Annotated in this window: 10 protein-coding genes; 9 read left to right on the forward strand and 1 reads right to left on the reverse strand. The window is 64.2% G+C overall.

The window, feature by feature from the left end; translation table 11 throughout:
• Positions 1–25: 25 nt before the first annotated feature.
• Genes C0Z16_RS29670 through C0Z16_RS29675 form a run of 3 tightly spaced genes read left to right on the forward strand, consistent with a single transcriptional unit; the run spans position 26 to position 1,851 of the window.
• Positions 26–598: a DUF4142 domain-containing protein gene (locus C0Z16_RS29670; RefSeq protein ID WP_102635640.1), complete on the forward strand. Its 573-nt coding sequence runs from the start codon at positions 26–28 to the stop codon at positions 596–598.
• A 5-nt stretch (positions 599–603) separates the two neighbouring features.
• Complete coding sequence (locus C0Z16_RS37550; RefSeq protein WP_146014371.1) at positions 604–786, forward strand: hypothetical protein; 183 nt, start codon at positions 604–606, stop codon at positions 784–786.
• A 39-nt stretch (positions 787–825) separates the two neighbouring features.
• Positions 826–1,851: an aldo/keto reductase gene (locus C0Z16_RS29675; RefSeq protein ID WP_102635611.1), complete on the forward strand. Its 1,026-nt coding sequence runs from the start codon at positions 826–828 to the stop codon at positions 1,849–1,851.
• Between the two features lie 165 nt (positions 1,852–2,016).
• On the opposite strand, the gene C0Z16_RS29680 is transcribed toward C0Z16_RS29675, so the two are convergent.
• Entirely contained in the window at positions 2,017–2,760 is a 744-nt protein-coding gene (locus C0Z16_RS29680) for an SDR family oxidoreductase (RefSeq protein ID WP_102635612.1), read from the reverse strand.
• 123 nt (positions 2,761–2,883) lie between these two features.
• On the opposite strand from C0Z16_RS29680, the gene C0Z16_RS29685 reads away from it, so the two are divergent.
• From C0Z16_RS29685 to C0Z16_RS29710, 6 genes are all read left to right on the forward strand, one after another.
• Positions 2,884–3,798, forward strand: a complete 915-nt coding sequence (locus C0Z16_RS29685; protein WP_102635613.1) for a LysR family transcriptional regulator — start codon at positions 2,884–2,886, stop codon at positions 3,796–3,798.
• A gap of 93 nt (positions 3,799–3,891) precedes the next feature.
• The gene (locus tag C0Z16_RS29690; RefSeq protein WP_102635614.1) at positions 3,892–4,815 is read left to right on the forward strand and encodes a LysR family transcriptional regulator; all 924 of its coding nucleotides are present in this window, start codon (positions 3,892–3,894) and stop codon (positions 4,813–4,815) included.
• A 108-nt stretch (positions 4,816–4,923) separates the two neighbouring features.
• Positions 4,924–5,241: a single-stranded DNA-binding protein gene (locus C0Z16_RS29695; protein ID WP_102635615.1), complete on the forward strand. Its 318-nt coding sequence runs from the start codon at positions 4,924–4,926 to the stop codon at positions 5,239–5,241.
• Between the two features lie 263 nt (positions 5,242–5,504).
• Positions 5,505–11,441 carry an excinuclease ABC subunit UvrA gene (gene uvrA / locus C0Z16_RS29700; RefSeq protein WP_244201402.1) on the forward strand — a complete coding sequence of 1,979 codons (5,937 nt, stop codon included), beginning with the start codon at positions 5,505–5,507 and terminating at the stop codon, positions 11,439–11,441.
• Between the two features lie 35 nt (positions 11,442–11,476).
• A complete protein-coding gene (locus C0Z16_RS29705; protein WP_102635616.1) occupies positions 11,477–12,913 on the forward strand; it encodes a TldD/PmbA family protein in 1,437 nt (478 codons plus the stop codon).
• On the forward strand, positions 12,913–14,274 hold the full coding sequence (locus tag C0Z16_RS29710) for a metallopeptidase TldD-related protein (protein ID WP_102635617.1): 1,362 nt from the start codon (positions 12,913–12,915) through the stop codon (positions 14,272–14,274). Before C0Z16_RS29705 ends, C0Z16_RS29710 begins: the two co-directional genes overlap by 1 nt.
• The last annotated feature ends 618 nt before the right edge of the window (positions 14,275–14,892 follow it).

The raw sequence follows: 14,892 nt of genomic DNA on the forward strand, positions 1-14,892 counted from the left end.
TTCGCATTCAATCGAAGGAGAACATATGATCCGCTTGCCTCTCGCCACTATCACGAGTGCCTGCATGGCCAGCCTGCTGGTCGTTGCCACGGCGGCCAGCGCCCAGACGGCCCCGGCCGCTACGACAGCCGCCGCGCCGGACGCGGGCCGTCTGCATGCCGCCGACCAGACGTTCATCGCCGACGGCACCCAGGCCGTCGCCACGCAACGCGATGCCGCTCGCATCGCCACGTCGCGCTCGATCGACCGCGACGTGAAGGCATTCGCCGAGCGCGTCTCGACCGACAACGCCAAAATCTCGGACGCGCTGCGCGCCGCAAGCCCCCGCGGCGTCGACGTGCCGAAGAACGATCCCGATACCGCAGTGCTCGCGAGCATCAACAATCTGCGTGGCGCCGAGTTCGACAAGGCGTACATCGAGCAGGTCGCGCTTGCCGGCGAGCGCAAAGCGCTGTCGGCGTTCCAGGCGGAAATCGCTTCGGGCCGCGATCCGCAGTTGAAAGACGCGGCGAGAAAGGCGCTGCCGACCATCCAGGAGCATTACGCGCTAGCTCAGGAACTGGCCAAGCGCAAGCATCTGACAGCGGCCGCGCAGTAATCTTTTTGCGGAGCCCAACGCCGCTCGTGAATGGCGTGATCGTGCCGATATTCGCGCGCGGCGACACGTCCTGGTATCCGCGCGCGAGGCTGTCCAGGCAGCCCGCGGTGGGCAATTGGGGCAGCGTGATGCAAGCCGTGCGCACTGCACTCGCCGACGACGCGTTCGCGCGGACCGGCGTAGACTGAATCTCCGTTTCACGACGGCTATGCCACGGAGATTCATCAATGGAATACAGACATCTGGGTGCATCCGGTTTCAAGGTGCCGGTGCTGAGTTTCGGCACGGGCACGTTCGGCGGCAAGGGCGATTTTTTCAAGGCATGGGGCTCCACTGACGTCGACGAAGCACGGCGTCTGATCGACATCTGCCTCGATGCGGGCGTGACCATGTTCGATACCGCCGACATGTATTCGCGCGGCGCTTCCGAATCGGTGCTCGGCGAAGCGCTGAAGGGCAGGCGCGATAAGGCGATCATCTCGACCAAGGCGACCTTCCGTTTCGACGACGGTCCGAACAACGTCGGCTCGTCGCGCTTTCATCTGATTCAGGCCGTCGACGCGGCGCTCAAGCGCTTGCAAACCGATTACATCGACCTGTTCCAGTTACACGGTTTCGATGCCAGAACGCCGGTCGCCGAAGTGCTGTCCACGCTCGACGACCTCGTGCGCGCCGGCAAGATCCGCTACACGGGCGTGTCGAACTTTTCCGGCTGGCATTTGATGAAGTCGCTCGATACGGCGGATCGCTACGGCTATCCGCGCCATGTCGCAAACCAGACGTATTACTCGCTCGTCGGCCGCGATTATGAGTGGGAGCTGATGCCGCTCGGCATCGATCAAGGCGTGGGTGCGGTGATCTGGAGTCCGCTCGGCTGGGGGCGTCTGACCGGCAAGATCAAGCGCGGCCAGCCGTTGCCCGATACGAGCCGTCTGCACAAGACCGCCGACATGGGCCCGCCGGTGCCGGAAGAGTATCTGTTCCGCGTGCTCGACGCCATCGACGAAATCGCCGTGGAAACCGGCAAGACCGTGCCGCAGATTGCGCTGAACTGGCTGTTGCAGCGTCCCACGGTGTCGACGGTGCTGATCGGCGCTCGCAATGAAGAACAATTGCGGCAGAACCTCGGCGCGGTCGGCTGGAATCTGACGCCGGAGCAGGTCGCGAGGCTCGACGCGGCGAGCGCCGTGCGGCCCGCTTATCCGTACTGGCATCAGGAAGGGTTCGCCGAGCGCAATCCGAAAGCGGTGTAAGCGAGATTTGCGACGTGCTTTGATGCGTTAGTTCGGGGTTTCTTTATAAGTGTCCGAACTAACGCTCGCCGCGCTTCTGTTCATGCCGCTTCTCGGCCGCTTTGAGCCGCCGAAGGCCACTTAAGGCCACATCAAGTCCTCAAGTCCTCAAGTCCCCAAGCCACCTCAAGCCAGCCCGCCGTTCGCGCGCAGCACCTGGCCGTTGACCCAGCCGGCTTGCGCGCTGACGAGGAACGCCACCACCGACGCAATGTCTTCGGGTTGGCCCAGGCGTTCCAGCGGCGGCATCTTCGCGAAGTGCTGGATCTGCTCCTCGGTCTTGCCGTCGAAGAACAGCGACGTCGCCACCGGACCCGGCGCCACCGCATTCACGGTGATGTTGCGCCCGCGCAGCTCCTTCGCGAACACATGCGTGAACGCTTCCACAGACGCCTTCGTCGCGTTGTAGATCGCGTAGCCGGGCATGTTGAGCGCCAGCGTGGTGCTCGAAAAATTGACGATGCGTCCGCCGTCGTTCATGCGGCCTGCCGCTTCGCGCAATGTGTTGAAGGTGCCGCGCACGTTGATGTCGAATGCGCGGTCGTACAACTCGTCGCTGGTATCGGCGAGCGGTGTCGGCTTGTTCATGCCGGCGTTGTTGATCAGCACGTCCACTTTGCCCAAATGCTGCTCGGTGGTGCCGAACATGCGGCGCACATCGGCAGCGTTCGACACATCGGCCTTCACTGCGATCGCCCTCGCGCCGGCGGCATTGAGTTCGGCGACGAGCGCGTCGGCTTCCTTCGAGCTCGACGCATAGTTGACGGCCACGGTGAAACCGTCGTTTGCGAGACGTCGTGCAATGGCCGCGCCAATGCCGCGCGATGCGCCGGTCACAATGGCGACTTTAGCGTTTCCGGTCGTGTTCATGGTTCGTTTCCTTCTCGGTAGTGGGTAAGAGTGACGTCAATGATGGACGCGTTCGACGTCGGGATAATCGGGTTAGACTTGCCATCATCATTCCATTCTCGTTAACAATAGGTAAGGCCGGCCATGGACCGTTTCGAGGAAATGCGGGTTTTCGTGCGGGTCGCCGAGCGCCGGAGCTTCACGCGCGCCTCCGACGACCTGCAGATTCCGCGCGCCACGGTGACCAACCTCGTCAAGCGCATGGAGGAGCGGCTCGGCGCGCGGCTGCTCGAACGCACCACGCGCACGGTCCGCCTCACGCCTGACGGCGAGGCGTATTACGGCCGCTGCGTGCGGCTGATCGCCGATATGGAGGAGGCGGAGGGCTCGTTCTCCAACCTCGCGCCGAAGGGACTGTTGCGCGTGAATCTGCAAGGCACGCTCGCGCGGCACTTCGTGGTACCGGCGCTGCCGGCGTTTCTCGCGCGCTTTCCCGACATCGAACTGACAATCGGCGAAGACGACCGCCTCGTCGACCTGGTGCGCGAGGGCATCGACTGCGTGTTGCGGGCGGGCAACCTGCAAGATTCGTCGATGGTCGGGCGACGCGTCGCGCAATTGCGGCAAGTGACCGTGGCGAGCCCGGTCTATCTGGAGAAATATGGCGAGCCCGCCGCTCCCTCGGCGCTCGCCGCGCACCGCGCGGTCAACTATGTGTCGAGCGCGACTGGCAGGCCGGTGCCGCTGGAGTTCAGCATCGAAGGACGCATGACGCCGATGCTGCTGCCCGATGCGGTGTCGGTGACGGGCACGGAACTCTATACGGGCTCGGCGGTGGCCGGCCTCGGCATCGTCCAGGTGCCGCACTATCGCGTGACGGATGAACTGGCGGCGGGGCGGCTGAAGATCATCCTCGCGGATTTCCCGCCGCCGCCGATGCCTGTCTCAGTGCTGTATCCGCAGAATCGCCAGTTGTCCTCGCGCGTGCGCGTGTTTGCGCAGTGGTTGCGCGATATTTTCGAAGCGGCGGCTGCGGCAAGCACGGCCGGCACGCCGTGAACGCATGACGTTGGCCGCAATTCGGCTGTGCCGGGCGAGGCGCCATGCTTTGCCGTACGATCTTGCCGGTGATCTCGTTCGAAGGAATGGAACATGTTGTCAGAGGAAGAACTAGCGTTGCTCGAAGCGATACGGCAGACGGGCAGCCTGTCGCGCGCGGCGGCGCGCCTCGGCAAAGCGCCGTCGACGGTCTCGCATGCCGCCCGCCAACTGGAGACGCGCTTCGACGCGCTGCTGTTCGACCGGCGGCGTTATCGCCTGCAACTCACGCCCGCGGGTCAGCTTCTCGCGGATGAAGCCGCGCGTCTGATGCTCGACATGTCGCGCATGACGCAGCGCGTGCGGCAGATCGCGAGCGGCTGGGAAGACCGGCTGTGGATCGTGACCGACGAGGTGATCGAATTCGAACTGCTGATGCCGGTCGTGCGCGCATTCGATGCGCTCGACTCCGGCGTCCGGCTGCGTTTCACGCACGAGGTCTTGAGCGGCACATGGGAAGCGCTGCGCGACGGCCGCGCGGATGTGATCGTCGGCGCGACTAACGAGCCGCCGGCGATTCCCGGTCTGCGCTGGTTCGAACTCGGCGTGATGGACTGGGCGTTCGCGGTGTCGCCGCGTCATCCGCTGGCGAGCATCGACGGCCCACTCGAACGCGAGCGCATTCTGGCGCATCGCTCCGTCGTGGTGGCCGATTCGTCGCGTACCACCGCAGGTCGAGCGTACGGCGTGATAGGCGGGCAGACATCGCTTGCGGTGCCGACCATGCGGGCAAAAATCCTCGCGCAAAGGGATGGCCTCGGCGTGGGTTGGCTGCCGCGTCAGCGGATCGCGTCGTTGGTCAAACGAGGTGAGCTGATCGAAAAGACCACGGCCGATCCGCGCGAGCCGAACGTGCTGTATGTCGCGTGGCGCGGCGACCATGAGGGTCGTGCATTGCAGTGGTGGCTCGATCAGTTGCGGCAACCGCGGCTCGCAAAACGGCTCGTGCGCGGTGTGGATATCGCGGTCAGCGCATGAACAGGAGCATGACGAAGCGTTGTCTCCGATTTGCAAGCGGCGCCGCGTCTCATGGGATCATACGCATCGCGCACGGTATGCGCGGCATGCAATCAAGGGAGCGGAAAGATGATAGATGGACTGGTGAGCGGGCGTTTATACGGTGAGGCGCAGATTCGCACGGGGCAAAACGGCACGCGTTTCGTGACCTGTAAAGTGCGCGCGGCTACCAATGACGGCGATACGCTCTTCGTCAACGTGATTGCTTTCGACAACGACGTACAAACCGCGTTGCTCGCCTTGAGCGACGCCGACAGCATTGCGTTGAGCGGCGCGCTGACGCCCAAGGTATGGACCGACAAGAACGGTCTCGTGAAACCCGCTGTCGACATGGTCGCCCAGAAGGTGCTGACGGCGTATGACGGACGCAAGGAAGGCGGCGCCTGAAATTGCGGTTCCATGCCGCGCTCACTGCCTGGTGCTTGCGCTGCGTGGCTTGCGGCCTGAGCGGTGATGCCATGCGCTGACTGCCGCGCGGCCACGCCCGGCTCGGGCCGTCATGATGTGATCTGCGCGGCTCGTGGAAAACTGTATAGATATACAGTATAGTGTTCCACTGCCGGCGGGCCTTCGGCATGTCTTCGTCACCGCCCGCTGCACTGAACTTGCGCGGTCGCGAGGCGTCCGTGAGAGGTGGCCCACTCATTCAGATGGTCGAAAAATTGTCATCCAACGGCATTATCAAGATTCGCGGCGCGCGCCAGCACAACCTCAAGAACGTCGATCTCGACGTAAGAACCGGCGAAATGACGGTCGTGACCGGCCCGTCCGGTTCCGGCAAGTCGAGCCTCGTGTTCGACACGCTTTATGCGGAAGGGCAGCGGCGCTACGTCGAAACCTTCAGCGCCTACGCCCGGCAGTTTCTGGATCGCATGGACCGGCCGCAAGTCGACCGGGTCGACGGCGTGCCGCCCGCCATCGCGATCGATCAGACCAATCCGGTACGCAGTTCGCGCTCCACCGTCGGCACCATGACGGAGCTGAACGACCATCTGAAGCTGCTCTACGCTCGCGCGGCCGAACTGTTCGACCGCAAGACTGCGCGGCAGGTGCGCCACGACACGCCTGAGACCATCTACGCGGACCTGCTCGAGCGCACCGTAGAAGACGATCCGCGGCTCGTCGTCACGTTTCCGGTCGAATTGCCGGAGTCCGCATCGGAGCAGGAAGTCGAGCAATGGCTGTCGGCGAGCGGCTATACGCGGGTACAGGCGCAACGCGAGGTCGATTCGCCCACCGGCAAGCGCAAGCTGCTCGACGTCGTGGCTGACCGCTTCCGCTTGCGTCAGGCCGACAAACAGCGTGTGATCGAGGCGATCGAGGCGTCGCTCAAGCGCGGCGGCGGGCGCGTCAATATTTATGTGCTGCCGAGCGCTCCGGAAGTGCCGCAAGCGCCCGAGGCGCAGCAACCCGAGCCGCCAATCTGGCGGTTTTCCACCGGCCTGCACAGCCCGGAGAGCGATCTGCGCTACGCTGATCCGCAACCGGCGCTGTTCTCGTTCAATTCGGCCTACGGCGCGTGCGACGTGTGCCGCGGATTCGGCCGCGTGATCGGCGTCGACCTCGGCCTCGTCATTCCCGACGCGCGCAAGACGCTGCGCGACGGCGCGATCAAACCCATGCAAACGCCCGCGTGGAAGGAGTGTCAGGACGACCTCATGCGCTACGCGGCGAAGGCCGACATCCGCCGCGGCACGCCGTGGGGCGAACTCACGGATGCCGAGCGCGACTGGGTGATCAACGGTTCGCCGGACTGGAACGGCAAGTGGCAAAGCCATTGGTACGGCGTGAAACGCTTCTTCGAGTATCTCGAATCGAAAGCGTACAAGATGCATATCCGCGTGCTGCTGTCGAAGTACCGCAGCTATACGCCGTGCGAAACCTGCGGCGGCGCGCGTCTGAAAACGGAATCGCTGCTGTGGCGCCTCGGCACCAGGGCGAATGCGGACCAGGTGCTGACGCCCGCCCAGCGCTTCATGCCGCGCGGCGTCGAATGGAACCGCGCGCAACTCGAAGCACTGCCCGGCCTGACCGTGCATGACCTGATGCTGATGCCGATCGAGCGCATTCGCCGCTTTTTCGACGAAATCAGTTTGCCGAGCGCCTTGCTCGACGACGCGCTCAAGCTGCTGCTCGCCGAAGTGCGCACGCGCCTCAAATACCTGTGCGACGTCGGCCTCGGCTACCTCACGCTCGACCGGCAAAGCCGCACGTTGTCGGGCGGCGAAGTGCAGCGGATCAACCTGACCACGGCGCTCGGCACATCGCTGACCAAAACGCTGTTCGTGCTCGACGAGCCGAGCATCGGCCTGCATCCGCGCGATCTGAACCGGATCGTCGAAGCCATGCATCGTCTGCGCGACGCGGGCAATACGCTGGTGGTGGTTGAGCACGATCCGTCAGTCATGCTGGCGGCGGATCGTCTGATTGACATGGGGCCGGGACCAGGCGAGCGCGGCGGTTCGATCATTTACGACGGCGCGCCCGAGGCGATCCGCTCGTCGGGCACGCTCACCGGCGAGTACCTCGGCGGCCGCCGGCACGTGGCGGACGCGGCGCACTGGTCACAGCGTCCGGTCGATGCGAGCACGCCGCGCATCGTGCTCGAAGGCGCGACCGAACATAACCTTTGCGATGTCACGGTGGAGATTCCGTTGCAGCGGCTCGTCTGCGTGACGGGCGTGTCTGGCTCGGGCAAGTCGACCTTGCTGCAAGACGTGCTGCATCCGGCCATGGCGCGGCACTTCGGTCTCGCCACGGAGTCGCCGGGCGCATTCCGCAACCTGACCGGCGCGGACCAGGTGAACGACGTCGTGTTCGTCGACCAGTCGCCGATCGGCAAGACCGCGCGCTCGAATCCGGCCAGCTATGTCGGCGCGTTCGACGAAATCCGCAAGCTGTTCGCGAAGGCGCCGCTCGCACAACAACGCGGCTATGGCCCCGGCATGTTCAGCTTCAATTCCGGCGACGGGCGCTGCCCGACGTGCGGCGGCTCCGGTTTCGAACACATCGAAATGCAGTTCCTGAGCGACGTGTACTTGCGTTGTCCGGATTGCGACGGGCGCCGTTATCGCGCGGAACTGCTCGAAGTGAAGATCGAACGCGGCGAACCGGCGCGTGCGTTGAGCATTGCGGACGTGCTGGAACTGACCGTCAGCGAAGCCGCTGCCTATTTCGCCAGGGATGCCGAAGTATTGCGTGTGCTCCAGCCGATCGTCGATGTCGGCCTCGAATATGTAAAGCTCGGGCAGCCGGTGCCCACGCTGTCGGGCGGCGAGGCGCAGCGGCTCAAACTGGCTGGTTTTCTCGCCGAATCCGCGCAGGCGCGCACCGCGCGCGGCGCGAAGCAGGCGGTCGCCAAACGGCTTTTCATGTTCGACGAGCCGACCACGGGCCTGCATTTCGACGACATCGCGAAGCTGATGCAGGCATTCGGCAAGCTGCTGGCAAGCGGCCATTCGCTGATCGTGATCGAGCACAATCTCGACGTGATTCGCGCGGCCGACTGGCTGATCGATCTCGGTCCTGAAGGCGGCGACGGCGGTGGCCGCGTGTTGTGCGCCGGCACGCCGGAAGACGTCAAGCGTTGTCCGGAATCGCATACAGGCGAGGCACTGTTGCAATACGACCGCGCGATGGGCGCGGCGGCGGAACACGCCGAGGCAGCTTCGCAAGGCATTCCGTTGCAGAAGGCGCTGAGCGCGGCGCGGGCGCGGCGGGCTATCGAAGGCGAGGACGTGGTGCGTATCGTCAACGCGCGCGAGCACAACCTGAAGGCGCTGGACGTCGACATTCCGCATGGCAAGTTCAACGTGATCACCGGCGTGTCCGGATCGGGCAAGTCCACGCTCGCCTTCGACATTCTTTTCCACGAAGGGCAGCGTCGTTATCTCGAATCGCTCAATGCCTATGCGCGCTCCATCGTGCAGCCGGCCGGGCGGCCTGAAGTCGACGCCGTGTACGGCATCCCGCCGACGGTCGCCATCGAGCAGCGTCTGTCGCGCGGCGGCCGCAAGAGTACCGTGGCGACCACGTCCGAGGTGTGGCATTTCCTGCGCTTGCTGTATGTGAAGCTTGGCTTGCAGCATTGCATTCATGACGGCACGCCGGTTACGTCGCAGAGCGTCGAGTCGATTGCGGCGCAGTTGCTGCGCGACCACAAAGGGCAGCACGTCGGATTCCTCGCGCCGCTGGTGGTCAACCGCAAGGGCGTGTACACCGATCTCGCGAAGTGGGCGAAAGCGCGCGGCAATACGCATCTGCGGGTGGACGGCGAGTTCGTGCCGGTGGACCCGTGGCCGAAGCTCGACCGCTTCCGCGAGCACACCATCGAATTGCCGGTGACCGACATGATCGTGTCGGCGGACAACGAAGCGGAGCTGCGCCAGGCGCTCGATCAGACACTGGAAGTCGGCAAGGGCGTGATGCATCTGCTTGCGCCGCTAGACGGCTTGCACAACGCGATGAACGGCGGACTGCCTACTGCGAAGCTCGGCGCCGTGAAAGTCCTGTCCACCAAGCGGGCGTGTCCCGTGTGCGGCACGAGCTATCCCGAGCTCGATCCGCGCATGTTCTCGTACAACAGCAAGCATGGCTGGTGCACGACCTGTGTCGGCACGGGCCTCGCGCTCACGCGTGAACAACGCGCCGCGTACGACGATACGATCGTCGTCGACGACAATCGCGGCCGTGAACAAAGCTTGCCGTCCGAAGAACAGGAACCCGAAGGTCTCGTCGACGAACCGTGTCCGGATTGCACGGGCACGCGTCTGAACCCAACGGCGCGCGCGGTCACGTTCGACGCGCACGCCATTACGGGCGTCGCGCAATGGACCGTATCCGGCACGCGCGCGTGGGTCGAGAGCTTGCAGATGACCGGCCGCGACGCGGAGATCGCCCGCGACGTGGTCAGCGAAATCGGCAGCCGTCTGCAATTCCTCGAAGAAGTCGGGCTCGGTTATCTGAGCCTCGACCGCGCGGCGCCGAGCCTGTCTGGCGGCGAGGCGCAGCGCATCCGGCTCGCCGCGCAACTGGGCAGCAACCTGCAAGGCGTCTGCTATGTGCTGGATGAGCCGACCATTGGCCTGCATCCGCGTGACAATCAGATTCTGTTGAACGCGCTGCGCAAGCTCGGCGACAAGGGCAATACGCTGGTGGTCGTCGAGCATGACGAGGACACGATCCGGCGTGCCGATCACATCATCGATATTGGGCCGGGCGCGGGTAAGCGCGGCGGCACACTGATCGCGCAGGGCAGCGTCGCAGATCTGTCCGCGCAACCCGAATCGCTGACCGGGCAGTTTCTGGCAACGCCCATCGTGCATCCGTTGCAGCCGCGCCGCAAAGTGGTTGCGCCGGGCAAACGCGCCGCGGCGGTCCCGGAGAACTGGCTGACCGTGCATGGCGGCAAGCTGCACAATCTGCGCAACGTGACCGTGGGAATTCCGCTTTCGCGGCTCGTTGCGGTGACGGGTGTCAGCGGCTCGGGCAAGTCGACGCTCGCGCGCGACGTGCTGATGGCCAATCTGCTCGACGCAGTCGGTCGGTCGGTGTTGTCGTCGCCGGCCACGAGGCGCGCGCGCGCCGCGGCGGCGGAGAAGCCGGCCGCGAACCGCCGCTCGAGTGTGCTCGCACGCAGCGCGCCGCGAGCGCCGCTGAACGTCACGCATACGTGGCAGGGCTGCGATTCGATCACGGGTTGGGAAACCATCGACCGTGTGCTCGAAGTTGACCAGACGCCGATTGGCAAGACGCCGCGTTCGTGTCCTGCAACTTACATCGGCGTATGGGACGCGATTCGCAAGCTGTTCGCCGGTACGCTCGAAGCGCGGGCGCGCGGCTACACGGCGTCGCGCTTCTCGTTCAACACGGGCGAAGGCCGTTGTCCGGCTTGTGAAGGGCAGGGCGTGCGCACCATCGGCATGAGCTTTTTGCCGGACGTGAAAGTGCCTTGCGATGTTTGTCACGGGCAGCGCTTCAATCCGGAAACGCTCGCGGTCACGTGGCGCGGCAAGAATATCGGCGACGTGCTCACCATGGAAATCGACGAAGCCGTCGAGTTTTTTGCGCCGATCTCGAACATCGCGCATCCCTTGCAGTTGATGAAAGACGTGGGGCTCGGTTACCTCACGCTGGGTCAGCCGTCGCCTACCTTGTCCGGCGGCGAGGCGCAGCGCATCAAGCTCGTCACGGAGTTGAGCAAGGTCCGCGACGACATTACGCGGCGCGGTCAGAAGCCGCCGCATACGTTGTATGTGCTCGACGAACCGACCGTCGGCTTGCACATGGCCGACGTCGCGAAGCTGATCCGCGTGCTGCATCGTCTCGCTGACGGTGGACACAGCGTGGTCGTGATCGAGCACGATCTCGATGTGATCGCCGAGGCGGACTGGATCATCGACCTGGGGCCCGAAGGTGGCGTGGGTGGCGGAACGATCGTCGCTGCTACAGACCCGGAAGGAATTGTTCAAGTGCGGGCGAGCCACACGGGGGCCGCGTTGAAGCCGGTGGTCGCACGCGCGGCAAGCGCTGGTGCGGGTGCTTCGGGCGCTGCGCCAGTCGAGGCGGGCGAAGGTACAAACGGGTAGTGCGGTTTCCGCATCGGTTGCCATACGGAGCTTGAATGATCGATGAACGTTGGGCGCAAGCCGCCCGCTCGCTTACGAGCCGCGCTGCATTCTGGTCACTGCGCATTGTCGACGAACAGATCGACGATCATGAGATTCGCAACGACATAGCGCAGCCGCTGCGCACGGTGCGCGATCGCGGCGCGATGCTGATCGCGTGGGTCGGCGCGGGAGCTGGTTACGCGGCGACGGCGAATCTGTCGGCGGCCGGTTTGCAGAAGGCGCTCGATCTCGCCACCGCGCGCGCCGCAGCGATGGCGGCGTTGTCATTGATCGATCATCGCGAGGTGGCGCGTCCGTCGGCGAGCGGGGAGTATGTGTCGCCGAATGCGCAGCATGCGTTGCCGGGCCGCGCCGAGTGGCTCGATCGTCTGGGTGCCGAATGCGCGGCCGCGAATCTCGATTCACGCATCGTCGAGCGGGTGGCGGCGGTGCAGATCATCCACACCGATCAGCTTTACATGACCGGCGACGGCGTGCGTATCGATCAACGATTCCGTTTCGTGATGCCGCAATTGAGCGTGGTCGCGCATGCGAATGGCGACACTCAGACGCGCACCCTCGGCGGCAATTACGGCACGCTCGGGCAGGGCGGCATGGAAGTGCTGGCGCGCTTCGGCTTCGAGGGCTCGGGCGCGCGCGTGGCCACGGAAGCGTTGCAATTGCTGGCCGCGCCGAACTGCCCGTCGGGCAAGCGCGATCTTCTGCTGATGCCCGACCAGATGATGTTGCAGATTCACGAGTCGATCGGACATCCGCTGGAACTGGACCGTATTCTCGGCGACGAGCGCAATTTCGCGGGCTGGAGTTTCGTGAAGACCGACATGTTCGGCTCCTATCGCTACGGATCCGAACTGCTGAACGTCACCTTCGACCCGGAGTTGCGTGAAGAAGCCGCAGCCTACGCATTCGACGACGACGGCACCGAAGCCCACAAGGAATATCTGATTCGCAACGGCGTGCTCGAACGTCCGCTCGGCGGCGCGCTTTCGCAGCAACGCGCGGGCATGCCGGGTGTCGCGAATTCGCGCGCGTCGAGCTGGAACCGGCCGCCGATCGACCGCATGGCGAATCTGAACATCGAGCCTGGGAAGAGTTCGCTCAGCGAGATGATCGGCAACATCGAACACGGCATTCTGATGCGCACGAACACCTCCTGGTCGATTGACGACCATCGCAACAAATTCCAGTTCGGTTGCGAATTCGGGCAACTGATCGAAAACGGCAAGCTCGCGCATATCGTCAAGCAGCCGAATTATCGCGGCATTTCCGCGAATTTCTGGCGCAGCCTCAGCGCGGTCGGCAACGCGGCCACGCGCGAAGTGTATGGCACGTCGATGTGCGGCAAGGGAGAGCCGGCGCAGATCGTTCGCGTCGGACACGCGTCGCCGGCTTGCGTGTTCAGCAATGTCGACGTATTCGGAGGCGCATGATGAGCCACTTCATGTCATCGCGCGCCACGCACTCGGCGGACTGGCAGCGGTATTTCACGTCGCTCGCCGACGCGATCGAGCGTCTTCAGCAAGGCGGCGAAACTACGCTCAGTTCGTTCGCCGGCGAGCAGTCCGATTTCATCCGCTTCAACGCAGGCAAGGTGCGGCAAGCCGGCACGGTGTCGCAAGGCAAGCTGACCTTGCGTCTGATCGACGGCGCGCGTCAGGCGTATTCCACGCTGACGGTACGCGGCGATCTGCAACAGGACGTCGACGACGTGAGCGCCGCGCTCGCTACGTTGCGTGACGGTCTGCGCGATGCCGCCGACGATCCGCATCTGCTGTTCGACACATCCGCATGGCAACGCTCCACGCAGCGTTCCGGCAAATTGCCCGAGCCGGAAGGCTTGTTGCGTGTCGTCGCGGAATGCGCGCAGGGGCTCGATTTCGTGGGCTTTTACGCGGGCGGCACGATCGTGCGCGGCTTCGCGTCGACGCGCGGCAGCCGCGGCTGGTATCAAGTGGACAATTTCAGTTTCAGTTGGTCGCTGTACGACCCGAGCGGCCGCGCGATCAAAACCACTTACGCCGGCGACGACTGGAGCGATGCTGTATTCGCGGCAAAAGTCGACCAGGCGGCCGCGCGCCTCACGGTGCTCTCTCGCACGCCGCGCGTGCTGGCGCCGGGGCGCTATCGCGCGTGGCTCGCGCCAGCGGCGCTTGCCGAACTGCTCGGCGTCACCGCCTGGCGCGGGTTTTCGGCGCGTGCTCAGGCCAGTTCGCGCAGCGAGTTGTACAAGCTGCACACGGGAGAAATTGCGCTCGACCCGCGCGTGACAATCGGCGAAGAACTGAATCTCGGCATTACGCCGGGCTTCAACGACGACGGCTATTTGCGCGACAGCGTTGCGCTCGTCAATGGCGGCCGCAGCGCAGGGCAACTGACCAACGCGCGCAGTGCGCGGGAATATGGCTTGGCGCCAAACGGCGCACTCGCGGAAGAATCGCCTACGGCGCTTGCCATGCAGGGCGGCGACCTGGCGGAAGGCGACGTTCTGGCCCAACTCGGCACGGGGCTTTACATCGGCAATCTGTGGTACGTGAACTTCTCGGACCGGATGAATTGCCGCCTCACCGGCATGACGCGCTTCGCGACGTTCTGGGTCGAAGACGGGCAGATCGTTGCGCCGCTGGAAGCCATGCGTTTCGACGACAGCCTGTATCGTCTGCTTGGCAGCGAACTCGAGCGGATCGGCGCGCAGGCCGAATTGCTGTTGAGCGACTGGACTTGGGGCGAGCGTGGGACAGGCGGCATGCAATTGCCGGGTATTCTGCTGAAATCGTTCCATTTGACTTTGTGAGCGCCACAAGTCCGGCTTGTTGCTGACTAACGCGGGCCGTGCGGGCCGTGCAGGAGTGCGACGGTGCAACACGCGCGCGCCGTGCACGCGTCGCCCCCTGTCCCCGTTCCCGCCGTTTGCGTGACGTGTGCGGCGGCTAGCGCCCTCAGCAGCCAGCCTGCACTCGCCAAATTGCGCCGCGAAACCACACGCGCCCGCCGCACTGCAAAAACGCCAGCTAATCGTCTGACCATCGGCGAAGCCCGCTTCCTTACAATGGGATTAAATCAGATGAATCAGCGTGCAACGTTTCAAATCCGAAACATTTTCCGCGGGCATGAAAGCTGTGCATAAAGAGATAATCATCGAAATATAATGCCCGCAGCGCAATTGCCAATAGGCCGGCGGGGAATTGCCGATTTGCGAATAGAAAATCGAATTAAAAGGGACATTGTGGCGCGCCGGCGTGTTCACCTTTGAAACATTTCCGCTCGCTCAGAAACCGGAGCGCGGCCCTATTCGATGCCTGTATCCGCCGCCGGCTGGGAAGGGCCAGTGCACGCGGTTCTCCGAGCGCCCACTCGGACGACCCGGTATGTTTTTCCGCTGCTTTTCGCCCCAGTGCTACATATTACTTAC

Source organism: Paraburkholderia rhynchosiae (assembly GCF_002879865.1).
In the GTDB taxonomy this organism is placed as follows: Bacteria; Pseudomonadota; Gammaproteobacteria; order Burkholderiales; family Burkholderiaceae; genus Paraburkholderia; species Paraburkholderia rhynchosiae.